A 17654-nucleotide genomic window follows, 5' to 3' on the forward strand; every position below is an offset into this window, starting at 1 on the left:
TTGGCTTCGAGCGGCCCCAGTTGGTGGGTCGCACGGACGCATTGAGGGGCGGTGGGGCGAAATGGGCTCTGGCAGCGATCACGGGAAGCTGTCACGGTCGGTGAAGGGCGTGTTCGATTCCCATGTCTGAGCCGGGGGGCGCTGGGCGATCGTGGGCCGTGAGGGCGTTCCGTGTCTGTCAGGGGTGGTCGTGACGGCCCGCGAGGGATCCACCTATCCAGAAGGACAGTTCCTTCTGATCTTTGCTCAGTGACCGTCGTATGGCGTTGACCAACTGCACCTGCGCCTGGGCGGGCGCACGATTGGCTTGGGCGAACTCCTCCGCGTTCAACGGATCACGCGACGGGTCGCGTGCCGGGTCACGCGCCACCTGGTCCAGGAACGTGCCGATGGCCTTGCCGAAGTTGTCGATCTCCGCCGCGACGGCGGCGGGGGCGACCAGGCTGGCACGGGTCAGGGCTGCACTCCACTCGCTCCAGTCGTAGTCCCATCCCTGTCGGCCGGCATGGGCACGGCTGATGGTCATCGTGAACTTGGCGTAGTGGCTGATCAGTTCCTGGTAAGCGATCAGTTGCCTATCCCGCAGCCACTGACGGTCCTGGGCCCGGTGCGTGACAATGCCCCCGACCAGGACCCCGATCGTGGCGGACAGCGCCCCGGCGGCCGTTGTCATCAGTGTGTCCAGCAGTGCCACCCGAGGCCCCGCATCCCCTGTCGCTCGAACGTCAGCGGCTCGAACCTACTGGTGACCAACCTCCGGTGACAATGCCCAACCTGCGTTGGCGCAGGCAGTCGTCGCGGCGGGTCACGCGAGCAGGATCATCTTCCGTAGGAGTTCGAATTCGGCGCGCCCATACAGCTGCCTCTTGATCTTTTTGATGCGGTTCACGGCGCCCTCGGTACCGCCCGAGCTCCAGCGGAGGGTGAGCCCGGCGGTGACGGCGTCGAGATCATTGGTGAGGCCGCGGGCGAAGCCGGTCAGGCCGGGCAGGTCCGCCGTAAGAGCCTCGTCGATCCAGGCGGGCAGGAGGACGCCAGTCTGCTGGGTGAGCATGTCACCGAAGTCACGGACGAGTTGGTGCGCGGTTGCCAGCTCGGGGCAGGTGTCCAGGACCGCTTTGAGCTGCTGGTGTTCGTCCTCGGTGAGCGAGGCTGGCCGGCGGATGAGCCAGCCGGTGACCTGCCGCGCGGTCGGCGGTGCCGGGGCGGCTGTGGGGTCCGGTGGGGCTGGTGAAGGCGGTGCCGCGCCCAGTCGCGCAGCGTGGAGTAGCTGCCCTGCCAGCCGCGTTCGGCAAGTTCGCGGTGCAGGACGGTGAGCGAGATACGGCCTCGGGCCTCGGCGATGCGTCGGGAGAGGTAGGTGTGGTGGACGTCGAGGCTGCTGCCGCGCCGGTGACGTCCCGGGGAGACCTGTTGCCATCCCTCGGCACGGGCGTACCGCTGCACGGTGTGACGGCCCCAGCCCAGGTGGCGGGCGATGGCCCGGATCCCCAAGCCCTGCTCCAACAGACCATGGACCAGGGCATGATGGGCCTGCAGCCGCGCGGCGAGGCGGCCGTTGCCGTGCGCCGTTGCGGTACCGGGCGGTGGCTGTGCGGACGGGGCCGGCGCCGACGGGGCCGGCGCCGACGGCGGCGGGCTGAGACAGGAGCGGTGCGCGGCGACGCACTTCTCGACGGCCTGGCCCAGATTCATCCACAAATGGAAGCGATCTGCCACCTGGATCGCCTCCGGTGCGCCGACGGCGGCGCCCTCGGCGTAGGCACCGGCCCGGTCTCGGCACACGACCTCCACGCCGGGATGCGCGAGCAGCCACGTGGTCAGCGGTCCGGTATCCCGGCTGGGCAGCACGTCGACGACCCGGTGTGTCTCCCCGTCGGTGAGCACGGTCGCATAGGTGTGGCCGCGCTTGATCGCGAAGTCGTCCACACCGAGTACACGCGGGGTGTCGTTCGACGGGTCGGGCATCGCCCGCACCCTGCTCAGCAGCCCCATCCGCCCCGCCGTGACGCCCAGCGCGGCGGCCATGCGCGCTCCGGCGCGTCCACCCAGGGCCAGCGCGATCACGTTCAACAGTGCCCCCAGGCGATTGGTGCAGCGTGCGTATGCGCTGGTGAAGCCTGGAATTTGCTCGGCGAACGTCCGCTGCGGGCACTGCGCGTTCGCGCAGACGAACCGACGGACCTCCAACGTGATCTCCACCTGCCGCGAGGCCAGCGGCACATCCTGCAACCGCCGCTGGTATCGGTCGTGCACCCGGGACGACGGAGTACCACACTTCGGGCACCGCCCGTCACGGCTCCGGCTACGGGCCCGCATGACCGTCACCGTCGCGCCGCGCACCGCGGACTCGACGACCACAGCCACACCCGCGAACAGCACGTCCTGCCAGGAGAGTTCGCAACCGTCCATGCCCAAGACGTCGACCGCGACACGAGTCTCCAGCCCGCTCCACTAAGAGTTGAGGGAGCGTCACATATTGGCGGATACAACCCAGCGCACCCCGGCTCAGGCATGGGAATCGAACACGCCCTTCACCGACCGTGACAGCTTCCCGTGATCGCTGCCAGAGCCCACTTCAAGACGTCCGGAAGCCGCAAATTCTTCCCCAGCTGGCGCCACTTGAGACCAACACGATGGAGCCACTGAGCAACGTCACAGCCAGGGAAAACGTCTGGGTGTTGGAGGCCACCATCTGGGCGGCACGAGCCGCCGAGCCTCACTGGCAGGAGCAGCTGAACACGCTGCGCTCGGTCGCAGCGTACGACCTGGAGACGCAGACGTGGCGGACGCGCCTCGGTGCTCTCGACCGGGCGGGACTGGAGATGCTGCAGATCCTTCTCGATGCGGCGGGCCGGCACGGCACCGAAGTGCGCCTCGTACCGGTGGTGGTTCCGCCGCAGTGGAACGGCCCTGTCTTCGGCGGATTCCGAACTGGCGGCCGTTCTTGAGAGCCTGTGTCTGAGCCTGACGTGCCAATCGCCACAGCCGATCATGGGCCCGTGCTCGGTCAGCGGGCGCAACCTACTGAGCGGTGCGAGACTGGTAGGGAGGCGAAGAGCCGTGGTCGATCAGCTGCGCATCGAAGTTCGCGACGCCGAGCGGTCCGACGGGGACGTCGAGTCACTGCTCCGGGACTTGGACGGCCTGCGAGAAGACCTCCTCCAGCTCGATGTGGAGGACGTCGGGCGGCCCGACGCCGGCCCCGCTCCTCCAGGCAGCCGGTCAAGCGCCCTGGAACAGGTCAACGCCCTGCTCGTGACACTCACAGCTGCCCCGGCGCTGCTGCACCAGGTCGTCACGGTCGTCGGCAAGTGGCGCGGCCGCGCCCACGGACCGGCACCGGACGTATCACTCAGGATGGACGACAGGCGGCTCGAACTCCGCGGCGGCGACGCTGAAGACCAGCGCCGCATGGTGGCCCTATGGCTCGATGCCTGTACGACGGCCGTCGAATCGAGGCAGACGGGCGATGGCTGACCGGGAGCGGCAGGCACTCATCGTCGTGACCAGCGCGTACGACGACCCCGGGCTCGGCGCACTGCGGGCCCCGACGGACGACGCCGAGGCGCTTGCGGAGGTCCTCGGCGATCCGGACGTCGGGGGTTTCGAGGTGGAAGTGCTCACCGACCCTGACTCCCAGCGGCTGCGTGTGAAGGTCGAGGACTTCTTCGCGGACCGCTCGCCCCGCCATACCCTGCTGCTTCACTTTTCGTGCCACGGAGTGAAGAACACGGCCGGCAAGCTGTTCCTCGCGACTGCAGATACCCGGCGCAGCCGGCTCACCTCCACGGCGGTGCCAGCCGAGTACGTGAGCGGCATGATGCTGGCGAGCCGCGCCCAACGGGCGGTCGTCCTGCTCGACTGCTGTTACGCGGGGGCCTTTGAGCGAGGCATGTTCCCCCGGGCCGATACGGACGCCCATGTGCAGGAGAGTTTCCAGGACCTGGAGCGGACGGGCGGGCGGCGGGGCCGCGCCGTGTTCACGGCGTCGAGCGCTGTCCAGTACGCCTTCGAGGAGGACCGCCCGGTGACCGGAGCGGACCTGCCCGCGGGACGCCGACCGTCGCTGTTCACCGGCTCGCTGGTCAAGGGCTTGCGCTCGGGCGACGCCGACCGGGACGGAGATGGCGAGATCGGCATGTCCGAACTGGCCGACTACGTCTCCGACCATCTGGCGGAGCTGACGCCCCACCAGACGCCCCAGCTGTGGCTGTTCGGCGCACACGGCGGCGACGTCCCCATTGCCCGTGCCAAGCCCAGGGCCCCGGCCGCCGTCGCGCTGCCCGCCTGGCTGGACGGCGCGGTGCATGCGACGGGCCGCGAGGAGCGGCTGTGGGCAGTTGAGGACCTGAGCACCCTGCTACGGGGCAACGACGTGGGACTCGCCCTGACGGCCCGTGCGGCCCTCGCCGATCTGACCCACGACGACAGCCGCCGGGTCTCGCAGGGCGCCGAACGCGCCCTGCGCACGGCACACCCCCGGGTCGCGACGGACTTCGTCGACCTGGGCACGGTCACTGCGGGCACGCCGGGTCCGCCGACCCTACTCGCTCTGGAGGGCCCACCGATCGTCCATGCCACGGTGGAGGCGGCGCTCGGGGTGCCCTGGCTGCGGGTGACCTGCGTGGCGAAAGGGGTTCAGGTGAGCGCGGACGTAGCTGAACCGGGGCACTACGAGGGCGACGTGCTGGTGCGCACGGCGACGGGTGAACTCCCGGTGCACGTGGGCGTGGACGCGGTGCCGGCTCGCCGTCCGCGCCGACCGTTGGCGCGGCCAGCGCGGGCAACGCCGGTCCAGGAGCCTTCCGTGCGAAAGACACCAGAGCGGGCCCCGCAACCGCCACCCGCGCCCGGCCCCGTAACTGAGGAGCCGAGGCCGCCGGGGCCCAAGACCTCGGAGCGGAAGCCACCAGAGCGGAGGGAACCGGAGTCGGCGGCCGCCGTCGAGGCGCCGCCAGGAAGGGCCCGGGCCGCGCGGTTGAGTGCCGCTCTCCTGTACTCCGCGTTCGTCCTCGCTCTGCTCGCGCTGGTCACCCCCATCGCGACCGCAACGGCCGATGGCCGCGCCTACTTCGCGCACACCGACGTGAGCGGGCGCGGCTGGCTGTTCGTGATTGCGCTCTGGGCGGGCCTCTCCACGGCCGGCGTGCTCGGAGCGCTCGCCCTGCGCGGCTCCATGCTCCCATTCCGAACGCCGGTGATCGGCTGGCTCGCCTGCGTGACAGCGGCGACCATAGCGGTCGCGGGACAGGCCTACAGCGTGCTCAGCGAGTTCAGCGCCTACTGGGCGCCCAGCGTGGGGACGGTGGCCCTCACGCTCACCTGGATCATCGAGCTCTGGTGCTGTGTCAACCTGTGGCGTCGCAGGCAGCCCGCGTCTCCAGCGCCCCCTCGCCGCGGATGAACGGGCCGACGAACCCGAACACAGCGCCAGGCTAGACCCGCCCGAAGATCCATCTCAGCGGTTCAGACACAGGCTCTGAGCTTGTCCTACCTTTCAAGCGTGGGTCTGAGCTGGTCCTTCGTAAGATCAGCGGGCCCGGGGGTTCTGGGTATGGCTGTGAGCTTGTCGCCGTTCGATGGCTCAAAGAACTTGGCCGCCCGGAGCCCCGCGACGACTCGACCGCTAATTGGGATACGCGACTTGATCGCTGTGTAGGACAACGTCGGCGAGGTCGTCTGCGGGTCCGTGTGTGACGACGAACTGGCGGAGGTGACCCGTGCCCCGGATCTGGGCCGGAGTGGACATCGGCAAGGAACACCACCACTGCGTGGTGGTCGACGAGCGAGGTGAACGCCTCCTCTCCCGCCGAGTCTTCAACGACGAACAGGCTCTGCTGGAGCTCATCACAGACGTACTCACGCTGTCCGAGGACGCCCTGTGGGCGGTGGACATCAATCATGGCGGTGCCGCGCTGCTGATCGGCCTTCTGCTCAACCACCGGCAGCCGATGGTCTACATCACCGGCCTCGCCGTGCACCAGGCGTCGACGGCCTACCGCGGTCAGGGCAAGACGGATGAGAAGGACGCGTTCGTTATCGCTGATCAGGCACGCATGCGCCAAGATCTCGGTCTCCTGCGGCCCGGTGACGAGATAGCCGTCGACCTGCGCACCCTGACCGCCCGTCGCCTTGATCTGGTCAACGACCGCACCCGTCAGACCAACCGGCTGCGGGCTCAGCTGCTGGAGTTCTTCCCTGCTCTGGAGCGGGCGTTGAACTTGAGCAAGAAGGGTCCGGTCGTGCTGCTGACCGGTTACCAGGCGCCGGCCGCGATCCGCCGCAGCGGGGCCGGCCGGCTCGGAACCTGGCTGAAGAACCGCAAGGTGAAGAATGCAGCGGTGCTTGCCGAGACGGCCGTCGAGGCGGCCAAGTCGCAGCACACCGCGCTGCCGGGTGAGACTCTCGCGGGCGCCATGGTGGCCCGGATAGCCAAAGGCGTGCTGGCTCTCAACGAGGAGATCGCCGAACTCGACGCGCTCATCGAAGCCCGGTTCAACGAGCACCGACACGCGACAGTGATCCGGAGCCTGCCTGGCATGGGCTCCCTCCTCGGTGCCGAGTTCATCGCCGCAACCGGCGGAGACATGGAGGCTTTCGGCACGGCCGACCGCCTGGCGTCCTTCGCCGGCCTCTCACCCGTGCCGCGGGACTCCGGACGCGTCAGCGGCAACATGCGCCGCCCACGCCGCTACCACCGAGGCCTGCTCCGAGCCCTCTATCTCTCCGCGATGGCCAGCCTGAGAGCCTGCTCCGCCTCTCAGGCCTACTACGGACGAAAACGCAACGAGGGGAAGGGCCACAAGCAGGCCCTGCTCGCTCTGGCTCGTCGACGAGCCAATGTCTTGTGGGCCATGCTCCGCGACGGAACGTGTTACGAGGTCCTACCAACCGTCACAGCAGCGGCTTGACATCGTCATTGGGAAGTTCTTTATGGTCTGAGTCGGTTTCGTTCGGTGATGCTGCGTCGGTGCTCGGCCACCAGCGTCAGGTTCACCGGCGAGGTCACCGGACCGTCCGCGCACAACAACGCGTCGACGAGCTCGAACAGTTCGTCCCCGCGCGCGGTCAGACAGTCGAATGAGTCCTCCCGGAAGTGTGACGCTTGCGCGAACGCCTCCACCGGAACAGCATCAGGCAGCAGACTCACCCTTACGGCCTTCGTACTGGTCAAGTGCCTCTTTGGTCGGAGCACATGATCGTGCGGAGGCCGCCCGCACGTCCGCCGAACAGTGGAAGCAGAGATCAAGTTCGAGTGACGTTCGAACGCTGGTAAGCAGGTCAGGTGACAACCAGTGAGGCGTGGATGCGGATGACGGCACGCAGGATCTCGTCCCGGTTCTTCGCCCTCTTGATCCATGCCGGAAGACGGGCCACCAACGTCATCTTCTGCCCGGTGTCGTACCAGGGCGCTCGTTCCCGAAGCGGTGCCTGGACGAAACGACGGATCAAGTCGAGATGTTCGAGGTTGTACGCCCACAACCACCCGTGCCGGGTCTCAACCTGGAGCCACAGAAGCATACCGAAATACGGATCCGTCGCGGGTTGAGCTGTGCCGACAGGGAGCGCGACACGACGGCCGCTCCACACCCGCGACAGTCCGCACCCACGACAGACCAGACGTCGCGGCCTGAACAGGATCCGCCCCCCGGGATCAGAGTCTTCGGGCGCTGGAACGACACGAGCGGCCTTCTCGCAACCAGGACAGTGCACAATGATCAAACTGATGAAGTCGTACTCGGTGCTGCGCGGATCCCGGAACCGCTCAGAGAACAAGGCCATGCGGTGAGTATGCAACTGCCTTGTCTAACGGCGCATCCCGATTCGACTGCTCATGCTCAGGCCCGCCAGCCACCCCGCCATGGCCGGACCGAGGTTGAAGAACAAGCTGAGGGGGCGCCGGTGCTCGTCCCGGATGACGCTGGGGCCGTCATCAGGCTCGCAATGCTGGCCGGCTGCCCGGCCAGCCAAACGTTCCGCCCCTCGAACCGGCCGCCCGCGAAGTTACTCAGAGGGCTGTCCGTCATCCCGCCGATCAGTCACGGATAGCAACCTGAAAGGTTATAGGTTCTGCCTTGCCCCGTTCCCTGTCACCATGAATCGCACCGTGCTGCCAGTGATATTGCTTTGTGGGCACCGCATGAAGTCCAGTTCGCGACCACGTGGAAACAGGGCGAGCTGGCAGCCGGATTGCGCAATCAAGGCGCTTTGCTAGCTGAGGGCGAGTCCAACGGGTCGGGATGGACCTACTGCAATGAGGCAACTATCCGTATCCACTGCTCTGGAGGGAACTATGAGTAAGCGCGTCGCCACCGTCCTCGGCGCTGCCGCCGCAGCGTTCATGCTGGCCGTCACCCCCGCCTCCGCGCGAGTGATCGGCCCGGGTGACACGGTCTACGACGACAGCCCTGGCCACTTCTACTACGAGCGTTCGTGCGAGACCTACTACAGCTTGAGTATTTCTCGCACGAGGGCGGTGGCCAGCAAGGACAAGTTTTCTGGCCACTGTTCGGGCCATGCTTGGCTCCGTGTCATGGGCGACAGCCTTGGCGAGTGGCGCCACGGTGAGACCGGGGTCAGACTCACCAGCCCCAGCGGGAAGTTCCGGTGGGGGTACGTCAAGGGCTGTGAGGACTGCTACGCGTACATCGTGTACGCAGGTCCGGAATGGTGACCTGCCCGAACGGTTCATCCGGTGGAAGACGGTCGATGAACGCCATCGCTTGCGGTCGGCCGACGGAACCTGGAAAAGCCTGCTCCAGTAGATCCAGGCTGAGGCCGACGCAGGACATCTATGAGGCATTCCTAGTCCAGCATAAGTGATTCCCGGGTGAGGTCGCGGAAAAGCATCGGCGACCTCACTGAGCCGATTCAGAGGATGCCAACTTTGGCGCGCTATTTACTCAAGTAGATCGTCGAGTGCTCGCCTGTTGTTGAGATACGAGCTCGATTGCTGAAGTCGATTGGATCCCTACACGTGGCGGCGGACCCGGCCTCATTGCGGGCTGAGTACGGGCGCTGATGGCGAGGGCAGCGGGGTAGAGCATGTTGTGCCCGTACCGGGCGCGGGCTCGGTCGGCGAGGGCTTCGATGGCCAGCGGCTTGTCGTCGCCGCTGTCGAGGGTGAGTTGCTGGGTGGCCCGGTCTGCGGGGTGCAGGGCGTCGGCGCGCAGGGCGATGCTGCGGACCCGGGCGCGCTGGAGCCCGAGGGACTCGTACAGCCCGTACGCGGCGCGGGCCAGGACGACCGTGTGCTGGGTGGTCTCGGGCAGGGTGCCGCTGTTGTCGGCGTAGCGGACGGTGCAGGTCAGGCCACGGGCGATCTGGTCGGAGGCGCGCAGTCGGGTGCCGAGGTCGTCGGCGAGGGCGAGCAGGGCACGCCGGTGGGCGGCCAGGTCGAGTGCGTCCTGGATGAAGCGGTGCTCGCTGCTGATGCTGGCCGGCGCCGGGTCCGGGGCGACGACCGCGGTGTCGCGGCCGTGGGCCCGCTCGTGAAGGTCCCGGCCGGCACGGCCGCCGAGGAGGCGCTGCAGGGTGAGTTGGAGGGCATCGGCTACGTCGCCGACGGTGTGCAGGCCGTACTCACCGAGCAGCGCTGCGGTCTTCGTGCCCACATGGGGCAGTTCCCGTACGGGGCGGGGCCGTAGGAAGTGCGCGCTCGCCTCCGGTGAGTCGTCGATGATCGTGCGCCGGCCGAGCGGGATCAGGGCGCAGGCCATGGCGGCGAGCATCGGAGCGCCGGCCACGGCCGCCGAGCTGCGCACCCCGAAATGGGCGAGTGCCCGGAGCTACGCGCGCACGGGATGCGGTACGCCCCCGCGTGCTGTCTACCTTCCGCGTCCGAGAACCGCGTCGTGCCCGGCACCGAGATCGTGCCGGGAGTGCGATGGATGGATGAGCGGGATCCGCGAGTACCTGTGCCGCTCGTGCTCGACGTGGAAGCGCGAGCCCCGCGGACGGTGTGCGGGCTGCGGCCGGGAGCGGACCCCACTGCGTCACAGGCGGTGCAGACTCTGCACGGCGACCCCGTCGGCCGTGGCTGTCGGCCATTAGCTGGCGCTCGTGATCCCGGCCGCAGCACGTGGCCGACCGCTCTCCGCACGAGCCGGGACCGCTGCCGGACCGGCTCCGGTGATGGCTGCGTCCGTAGTTCCCTACAGGCAGCAGGTGTTGTTCCGGATCCGCCGCGATTGGACGCCGGTGATCACTCGCGTCCGCAGCGGACAGAAACTGCCCGAGCTGTCCGAGCCGGCCGTCATGCTGGTCGAGGAGTTCGACAGCCTGCGCCGTCACCGTCGCAGGCCAGGATCGGGCCGCGAGGCCCAGCGTGCACTGGCGTTGCTCCTGCGCTTCCTCGGAGCAGACGCCACTATCTGGGAGCACGACGTACACGACCTGGCCCGCGTCGGAACAGGGTTGCACGCGAGGGCCGTCTGCGAGTTCCTCAATGACCGTGACCTGCTTGCCGAGGCCCCCGAGCTGCATCAAGACCCGGACAGAGTCTGGATCGAGGCTGTACTCGACAGCCTGCCTCCGCAACTGGCTGCTGAGGTTGCCACCTGGGTGAGGGTGCTGCGCGGCGAAGGGCGGTGGCCGCATCCAGCACGCAGCTTCCGCTGTATCCGCCGCTACCTGGCTGCTCTCCGGTCCATCCTGGCCACCTGGCAGGAAGCAGGCATATCCAGTCTGCGCGAGGTCACCGACGAGGACGTCGTGCAGGCCGTGCAGCTTGGACAGAGCCGCACCCGAAATCCAGACAGTCAACTCGCCGCTCTGCGTAGTTTGTTCCGGGCCCTCAAACAAGAGCGAACCATCTTCCGTGACCCCGCCCGTGCCCTGACCGGCCACGGCCACAAGGGGCTACCCCGGTCGGTGCCTTCCGACATGCTGCCCATCATGTTCGAGGAAGTGACGTCGGCGTTCGGCCGACTCATCGTGGCACTGGTCGCCGTACACGCGCTGACCGGCGAGAGTATCCGAGCTCTCCAGCTCGCTGACCTCGACCTCGCCCACGGCCGCCTCACTGTCCGCCGCGGGCTACGACGGCGGAGCATTCAGTTGGAGCCCTTCACCCACCAACTCGCCGCCGACTGGCTCGCCGAGCGTCACCTGCGCTGGCCGGCTTCGACCAACCCGCACCTGCTAACCACCGGGCGAACCGCGTTCGCCGCCGCCGCACCCCCGGTTCACGTCACCACCGTTCGCCGCATCTTTCCCCAGGGTGTGAACCTGGACATGTTGCGACAGGACCGGATCCTCGACGAAGCCCATGCCAGCGCCGATCCCCTGCACTTGATGCGTCTCTTCGGCATCAGCGAGGTCACGGCCATGCGGTACATCACCGCTGCCCACCCCGAACGCACTGCCAAGCTGCCCCGGTGATGTGCGTGCGTCGTGTCCGCTGGCCGGCCACGAGCAATCGTTCACGGTTCCTGGGTTCAGACTGGCCGCGCAGATCCGGGCTCAGTTGTGACGGGCGAGTTTGACCGCGGACACGAGCAGGATCACGGCCAGTGCTGGAATGAGGACCACGTGGGGAGGACGCCGAGGAGCAGTTCCGTGCTCTTTGCAGGCAAGTTGTCGCGAACTTTGAAAATCGCCAATCTACGCGGAGGCGGGCCGCATTTGGAAAGGACCGTGCAGGGGAGGGAGTTCGTCGCCCTGTGGTCGGGTCTGGCTCCCCGGAGGGTCGGTCGACGCCGTGTCGGGTACACACGCGTCAGCAGCGGCACCGTAAAGGCGGTGCGGCACGGGTGCTCATCACGGCGGCTGCGTGTGGCGGGCCAACTTGCGGCCCATGGCCTGGCCAGGCGCTTCAATGTAACGGTAGGTCAGCAGACATAGAGGCACTAGCACGGTGAAGAATGCCGCTTCGAGTGCGAGATTGTCCTGCCGACGTCGGCCGATGGTGCTGTCGATCACCGTCAGCAGCGCGGGATGCATCAGATAGACCGAGTAGCTGATCGTTCCCAGTCCGGTCAGTATCCGCGGTATACGCCGGCGGCGGGACAGCAGTCCGGCGGCGAAGGTGAGTACAGCCAGCAGGAATGCGACGATCCAGCCGCGGCGTGTGAAGTGGTCGTCGTCGCCGTACCAGTACGCGCTCCCCACGGCACAGGCGACCACCATTACGGCGGTGCCGGCCGCATGGCGCCAGGTGCACTGACCGTTCTCGGCACGGTAGACGGCGGTGCCGAGGAACATCATGGCGAGGATGACCAGGCCCTCCCACAGCGGGACCGTGCCGTTGAACGCGATCAGGGCGAGCGCCAGCATCCCGCCCAGCACGCCCCCGAACACCCGGAGCGCGGGTGATCTGGCGCTCGCACAGCAGATGGCGACCCCCATGGCGATCGAGGCGAACGCGATCAGCGGGCCGGTGCCGGCCAGGCCGGACAGGGCAGAGGCCGGCAGTGCCATCCCTGCCGTCACGCTCATAGCGGCAAGCATGGCCAGGGTGACCGCGACCGCTGCAGACTTCTGGTGAAGACGGACCGTGAAAAGAGCGACGACGAGCAGGTAGAAGGACATCTCGTAGGAGAGCGTCCACAGGATGAGCAGGAGATTGGGTGTCCCCAGTAATTCCTGGAGCATGGTGGCGTGGGCGACGGCCACGGCGGCCGCGCTCTGCTGACCGAAGTCGCGCATCTCCGCAATGCCCAAGAGGTTGACGGCAAGAAGCGCAGTGACGACAGTTGCCCACAGCGGGTACACGCGGAAGATCCGTCCGATCCAGAACGTCCGGACGCAGCCCCGGCGCTCCAGCGACGCGGGGATGATGTAGCCGCTCACCAGGAAGAACACCATGATGCCGTACCGGCTGGTGTTGAACTGCGGTATCAACTCCCGCCGGAAGTCCGCCATGAAGGTGTACGACGAGTGGTCGAAGACCACGACGAGTGCGGCGATGCCGCGCAAGGCGTCCAGCCAGCCCAACCGCGACGGACCGGCCGCCGTGAAGGCTTTCAGTAATCGTGATGTGACTGAGAGTGAATGTTCCGGTGAAGCGGGGAGGAGGGGTGGGGAGTGCATGCGCAGACAGAGTCCTCTTTGGTGAGGTGTCGGGTGGGCGTGTTGTGGGGCGGGTGCGGCGTGGTCCGCAGTGGGTGGGGGAGATTGCCAAGCCTTCGACTCCTGCTGGTGTTCTTGCAGGCCGCCCTGCTGGCCGCCGACGACCGGCAGGGATACCCGCAGAGCGGTCCCCCGCGCCGCTCGCATCACTGAGTTCAGCGGCTGGAGCATTGTTCGGCAGTACCGATCCGGCGGCCGAACAATGGCGGGGTGTGCGAACCCTTCTGGTGTCATGGGGATGCATGGGTTGGATGTCTGCTCTGATGCAGGGGCGGATGGAGGGGGTGAAGGTGTGGCGGGGCGTCGTGAGGTGCCGGTGGATCCGGCGGCGGGTCCGGTGCAGCGGTTCGCGTTCGAGTTACGCAAGCTGAGGGCGGAGGCGGACGGGATCACCTACCGGTCGCTGGCCCAGCGGGCGGGCTACTCGGTGACCACGCTCTCCCAGGCGGCGGCGGGCGAGCAGTTGCCGACGCTGTCGGTGGCCCTGGCCTACGTGGGGGCATGCGGCGGAGACCTGGCGCAATGGGAGGACCGGTGGAAGGAGGCGGTCGAGGAGTCCGCCGGTGACGGCTCCCAGGACGATGATGGATCGCTCACGCCGTACCGTGGCCTGGCACGATTCGAGACCGGGGACAGCAGGCTGTTCTTCGGCCGGGAACAGCTCACCGCCGACCTGGTCGACCTGATGTGCCGCCGGCGGTTTGCCGCGGTCTTCGGTGCCTCCGGCAGCGGCAAGTCCTCCCTGCTGCGTGCCGGCCTGATACCCGCCCTACGCCAGGCTCAGGAGCCGGGCCTGCGACCGGCCGGGATCCGGATCCTGACACCGGGCGAACGCCCCGCCCGCAGCCACGAGCCCCTCCTCACACCCGCGATTCCCCGCGATGGCAGCACCGTCGCGGACACGTTCGTGATCGTCGACCAGTTCGAAGAGGTCTTCACCCTGTGCCACGATGCGGCCGAGCGCGTTCGCTTCATGGATCTGCTGCTGACAGCCCGGCAGCCCGAGAGCCGCCTGCGGGTTCTGCTGGCGGTGCGCGGCGACTTCTACGGTCGCTGCGCCGAGCACCGTGACCTGGCCGAGGCACTGCGCGACGCCAACCTCCTGGCCGGAGGGATGAGCCCAACAGAACTGCGTGACGCTGTCGTCAAGCCGGCCACGGCCGCCGGGCTGACCGTGGAACGAGCCCTGACCGCCCGGCTGGTCAAGGAAGTTGCCGACGCGCCGGGCGGGCTGCCGCTGCTGTCCCACGCGTTGATGGAGACCTGGCGCCGCCGTCGCGGCAAGACACTGACCATGGCCGGGTACGAGGCCGCCGGATGCCTGGACGGCGCGATCGCCAAGACCGCCGAGAAGGTCTACGGCCGGTTCACCGAAGGCCAGGCGGTGGCCGCCCGCCGGGTGTTGCTGCGCCTGGTCGCCCCCGGCGACGACACCCCCGACACGCGCCGTCCCGTCGAGCGCGCGGAGCTGCTGGGCACCGGCGGGGACGACACCGGCCAGGTGGTGGAGGCACTCGCCGGGGCGCGGCTGCTCACCCTGGACGGCGACACGGTCGAGATAGCCCACGAGGCCCTGATCACGGCCTGGCCCCGGCTGCACGGGTGGATCGAGGAGGACCGCGAACGCCTGCGTGTGCACCGGAACCTGACCGAAGCGGCCCACGCCTGGCAACAACTGGGCCGCGAAGAAGGTGCCTTGTCCCGGGGAAGCCGACTTGCCGCCGCCCAGGAACACTTCGGCGGCGCACCGCGCGAAGACCTCAACGACCTTGAGCACGCCTTCCTCGACGCCAGCCGCAACCACGAGCAGAAGGGCCGTCGCCGGTACCGGCTGGTGCTCACCGCGGTCACCGCCGCCCTGTGCCTCGCCCTCGCCGCCGCTGGCTTGGCCGTGGGGCAGTGGCAGAGCGCGGTCACCGCCCAGCACCTGGCCCAGTCCCGGCAACTGGCCGCCCAGTCCAGTGCGCTGCTGGACTCCGAACCCGACCTCGCCTCACTGCTCGCTGTCCATGCCTACCGGACCAGCCCGACCCGCGAAGCCGCCGCCGCCCTGTATGCCGCCGAAGCCCTACCGCTGCGCGAGCGCCTCACCGGCGGCACCAAACCCGTGGATTCCATCGCCCTCAGCCCGGACGGACACACCGTCGCCACCCACAGCGGAGACGACAAAATACGGGTTTGGGAGCTGCCCAGAGGTCGGCTCCGACACACGTTCACTGGCCACAACACCAGCACTGTTGCGGCGTTCAGCCCCGACGGACGCATCCTCGCTGTCGCTGGCGGCGGGCTGGTACGCCTGTTGGATCCGGTCACCAGCAGGAAGCTGAGAACCTTCACCGTCCCTGACGGTGCGGTACGCGGGATGGCCTTCAGCCCTGACGGCCGCACCGTGGCTGCCTCCTCCGCGGCGGCTGTACGGGTGTGGGATGTCGCCGCTGGCCGCCTACGGCACCGTTTCACCAGCGACTCAGAGGCGGTCGTATTCAGCCCGGACGGACGTATGGTCGCCGCGGCAGGCCGCAACGGACGGGTGCAGCTGTGGGACGTCGTCACCGGCCGCACCCGGACCGTCCACGACAGCCGAAGCAAGGGCGCTTCGGTGGCTTTCAGCCCGGACGGCCGGATATATGCGATTGCCCGCACCGACGGTCTGGTGCAACTGCGGGAGGTGGCCACCGGCACGGTCCGGCGCACCATCAGCGACGACCCCGTCGGGCTCATGGCCTTCGCCCCGGACGGGCGGACCCTAGCGATCACGGGCCAGGCGGGTACGGTGCGACTGTGGGACACCGCCTCTGGCACAGTGATCGCCACCGTGACCGCCGGTCACCACGGACAAGGGGCCCTGAAAGTGGCCCTCAGCGCGGACGGCCGCACCCTGGTGACCAGCACCAGCTCGGACCCCACCATCCGCGTCCACGGCCTGTCCGTCGAGCGCCCGAAGACCACCCTGCCAGGCCCTGACAGCACATACGTCGCCGACATGATGTTCAGTCGGGACGGACGGACGATGACCACGGTTCACCAGGGCCCTCCCGGCCGTGGGTCTGTACGGCTCTGGGACGTCGGGACCGGCGGTCGCGAAGCCACTCTGGCGCTCGACACCGACCTGGCGGACAGGGAAAAACAGCTGCCCTACCCGGTTTCCCGCCTCGCGGCCGTGGGCTTCAGCCCGACCGGACGCGCCCTGGCTGCCCGGGCCGTCAAGAACAGGGTGATCAAGGTCCGGGTCGCTGCCACGGGCCGCCTTCGCCAGATCCGTGCCGTGAGCGGCATCGAGGTCCGGGACGTCGCGACGGGCCATCTGCTCAGAACTCAAGCCCTGCGCACCATCAACGAAGCGGTCTTCAGCCCCGACGGGACCCGGCTCGCCATCGTCGGCGAGAAGGGAACAGTGCAGATCTGGCACCTTTCGACCGGCGCACTACACACCGCCCACACCAGCCCCGGCGAGTCCGTCAGGGCGGTGGCGTTCACCCCGGACGGCAGCACACTTGCCGTCGTGGACATCGAGACCGGCGGCGACCAGGTCACGCTTCTCGACACCGCAACCGGCCGCACACAGCGCACCATCAAGCCGAGCCGCCCAAGCACAATGTCTCTCGCGTTCAGCCCGGACGGGCACACCCTGGCCACAGCAAGCAGTAGCGGGGCCGTGAGCACATGGGACAAGCGCACCGGCCGGCTCCAGGACAGCTTCAGCGCCAGCGGTAGGGTGGCGTCGCTGGCGTTCAGCCCCGATGGACGCACCCTGGCCGCAGGCAGCGTCAGAGGAGTCCAGCTGTGGGATCTCGCCACCAGCCAGACCCGAATCACCCTGCCGACCCGCTCACTTGCAACAGTGGCATTCAGCCCGGGCGGACAAACCCTGGCCATCGGCACGGGCAGTTCCGTCGGGCTGTGGAACGTTGACCTGCCCGACCCGGCCGGCGCGATCCGCAACATCTGCCAGGCCATCGACACCACTCTCACGCCTCTGGAACAGTCCCGCTACCTCCACGACCAGTCAGCTGAAACCGGCTGCCAGCCGACCGCGCGATAGGACCTCACTTCGGGGTCTCCTTGGTGCGCTGCCTGTCCGTGGCCGCGGCGCCCAAGGGCCAGAGTGAGTACTGAGGTGCTGAGTCGTTTCCGACAGATGTCCTGCAAATGCGGTACCTGTCGTAGCCAGCCTCAAAACACCAGCTAGGTGGACGGGTTCCCCGTCAGGTTGCTCTCAGATTCGGCGAACCCGTGCGCTTCCCCGGGTACGAAGGCGGCGATCTCGATCGCTTTCGCGGTGGGAAGCGGCATCTCGCGCAGTTCCTCATCGGTCACCGCGATCAGGGTGTCCTTGCTGAGCTCGTAGCCCTTGCCGATCTCGCCCTGGGTGACTTCACGGTCCTCAAGTTCGCAGATCTTGCGGACCCGGACCCGGCCCATGTCTTGAAGGTGGTACTGGTGGAAGCGGATCGAGTGATCCTCGGTGGCGCTGACCACGTGGATCGGCACGGTCATGTTGACTGAACTAGAGACTTTGAAGCAGCAGGCCAGGACTGGTTTCTGTCAACTCCCGGGTAGTGCTCGGACGTCGTGGTTCG

At 68.0% G+C, this 17654-nt stretch carries 12 protein-coding genes and 3 pseudogenes; 7 read left to right on the forward strand and 8 right to left on the reverse strand.

Features of this window, described 5'->3' with window-relative positions; all coding sequences use genetic code 11:
- Positions 1 to 178 precede the first annotated feature (178 nt).
- The 3 genes and pseudogenes from JEQ17_RS47820 to JEQ17_RS50365 all read right to left on the reverse strand — a co-directional run.
- Positions 179 to 673: a hypothetical protein gene (locus JEQ17_RS47820; RefSeq protein ID WP_234048663.1), complete on the reverse strand. Its 495-nt coding sequence runs from the start codon at positions 671 to 673 to the stop codon at positions 179 to 181.
- Positions 674 to 805: 132 nt separating this feature from the next.
- Complete coding sequence (locus tag JEQ17_RS50360; RefSeq protein WP_234048861.1) at positions 806 to 1420, reverse strand: transposase; 615 nt, start codon at positions 1418 to 1420, stop codon at positions 806 to 808.
- Between the two features lie 287 nt (positions 1421 to 1707).
- Positions 1708 to 2412: pseudogene (locus JEQ17_RS50365) on the reverse strand (ISL3 family transposase); the annotation flags it as partial.
- Between the two features lie 224 nt (positions 2413 to 2636).
- On the opposite strand from JEQ17_RS50365, the gene JEQ17_RS47835 reads away from it, so the two are divergent.
- From JEQ17_RS47835 to JEQ17_RS47850, 4 genes are all read left to right on the forward strand, one after another.
- The gene (locus JEQ17_RS47835) at positions 2637 to 2951 is read left to right on the forward strand and encodes a hypothetical protein (protein ID WP_200401190.1); all 315 of its coding nucleotides are present in this window, start codon (positions 2637 to 2639) and stop codon (positions 2949 to 2951) included.
- A gap of 112 nt (positions 2952 to 3063) precedes the next feature.
- Entirely contained in the window at positions 3064 to 3480 is a 417-nt protein-coding gene (locus tag JEQ17_RS47840) for a hypothetical protein (protein ID WP_200401191.1), read from the forward strand.
- Complete coding sequence (locus JEQ17_RS47845; protein ID WP_200401192.1) at positions 3473 to 5407, forward strand: caspase, EACC1-associated type; 1935 nt, start codon at positions 3473 to 3475, stop codon at positions 5405 to 5407. Before JEQ17_RS47840 ends, JEQ17_RS47845 begins: the two co-directional genes overlap by 8 nt.
- Positions 5408 to 5723: 316 nt before the next feature.
- The gene (locus JEQ17_RS47850) at positions 5724 to 6914 is read left to right on the forward strand and encodes an IS110 family RNA-guided transposase (protein WP_200401193.1); all 1191 of its coding nucleotides are present in this window, start codon (positions 5724 to 5726) and stop codon (positions 6912 to 6914) included.
- A gap of 53 nt (positions 6915 to 6967) precedes the next feature.
- On the opposite strand, the pseudogene JEQ17_RS47855 reads toward JEQ17_RS47850, so the two are convergent.
- A pseudogene (locus JEQ17_RS47855) lies at positions 6968 to 7153 on the reverse strand (NF041680 family putative transposase); the annotation flags it as partial.
- A 131-nt stretch (positions 7154 to 7284) separates the two neighbouring features.
- On the reverse strand, positions 7285 to 7785 hold the full coding sequence (locus tag JEQ17_RS47860) for a hypothetical protein (RefSeq protein WP_200401194.1): 501 nt from the start codon (positions 7783 to 7785) through the stop codon (positions 7285 to 7287).
- Between the two features lie 511 nt (positions 7786 to 8296).
- On the opposite strand from JEQ17_RS47860, the gene JEQ17_RS47865 reads away from it, so the two are divergent.
- Positions 8297 to 8677 (forward strand): hypothetical protein, encoded by a 381-nt coding sequence (locus JEQ17_RS47865; RefSeq protein ID WP_200401195.1) that lies wholly within the window; start codon positions 8297 to 8299, stop codon positions 8675 to 8677.
- 229 nt (positions 8678 to 8906) lie between these two features.
- On the opposite strand, the gene JEQ17_RS47870 is transcribed toward JEQ17_RS47865, so the two are convergent.
- Positions 8907 to 9767: a DNA polymerase Y family protein gene (locus JEQ17_RS47870; protein WP_200401196.1), complete on the reverse strand. Its 861-nt coding sequence runs from the start codon at positions 9765 to 9767 to the stop codon at positions 8907 to 8909.
- 403 nt (positions 9768 to 10170) lie between these two features.
- Here JEQ17_RS47870 and JEQ17_RS47875 point away from each other — a divergent pair, with 403 nt between their 5' ends.
- The gene (locus tag JEQ17_RS47875) at positions 10171 to 11385 is read left to right on the forward strand and encodes a site-specific integrase (protein ID WP_200401197.1); all 1215 of its coding nucleotides are present in this window, start codon (positions 10171 to 10173) and stop codon (positions 11383 to 11385) included.
- A 378-nt stretch (positions 11386 to 11763) separates the two neighbouring features.
- Here JEQ17_RS47875 and JEQ17_RS47880 read toward each other — a convergent pair whose 3' ends face one another.
- Positions 11764 to 13035, reverse strand: coding sequence for an acyltransferase family protein (locus JEQ17_RS47880; RefSeq protein ID WP_200401198.1), 1272 nt, complete (start codon positions 13033 to 13035; stop codon positions 11764 to 11766).
- A 331-nt stretch (positions 13036 to 13366) separates the two neighbouring features.
- On the opposite strand from JEQ17_RS47880, the gene JEQ17_RS47885 reads away from it, so the two are divergent.
- Positions 13367 to 17116: an nSTAND1 domain-containing NTPase gene (locus tag JEQ17_RS47885; RefSeq protein WP_234048664.1), complete on the forward strand. Its 3750-nt coding sequence runs from the start codon at positions 13367 to 13369 to the stop codon at positions 17114 to 17116.
- Between the two features lie 203 nt (positions 17117 to 17319).
- Here JEQ17_RS47885 and JEQ17_RS47890 read toward each other — a convergent pair.
- Positions 17320 to 17571: pseudogene (locus JEQ17_RS47890) on the reverse strand (Ku protein); the annotation flags it as partial.
- Positions 17572 to 17654: the final 83 nt, after the last annotated feature.

The organism is Streptomyces liliifuscus, assembly GCF_016598615.1.
Lineage (GTDB): Bacteria > Actinomycetota > Actinomycetes > Streptomycetales > Streptomycetaceae > Streptomyces > Streptomyces liliifuscus.

Excerpts from the sequence above, each read along its gene's own strand:
- JEQ17_RS47820 (WP_234048663.1), bottom strand. The coding sequence starts at position 673 with ATGACAACGGCCGCCGGGGCGCTGTCCGCCACGATCGGGGTCCTGGTC.
- JEQ17_RS50360 (WP_234048861.1), bottom strand. The coding sequence starts at position 1,420 with ATGGCAACAGGTCTCCCCGGGACGTCACCGGCGCGGCAGCAGCCTCGA.
- JEQ17_RS47835 (WP_200401190.1), top strand. The coding sequence starts at position 2,637 with ATGGAGCCACTGAGCAACGTCACAGCCAGGGAAAACGTCTGGGTGTTG.
- JEQ17_RS47845 (WP_200401192.1), top strand. The coding sequence starts at position 3,473 with ATGGCTGACCGGGAGCGGCAGGCACTCATCGTCGTGACCAGCGCGTAC.
- JEQ17_RS47860 (WP_200401194.1), bottom strand. The coding sequence starts at position 7,785 with ATGGCCTTGTTCTCTGAGCGGTTCCGGGATCCGCGCAGCACCGAGTAC.
- JEQ17_RS47865 (WP_200401195.1), top strand. The coding sequence starts at position 8,297 with ATGAGTAAGCGCGTCGCCACCGTCCTCGGCGCTGCCGCCGCAGCGTTC.
- JEQ17_RS47880 (WP_200401198.1), bottom strand. The coding sequence starts at position 13,035 with ATGCACTCCCCACCCCTCCTCCCCGCTTCACCGGAACATTCACTCTCA.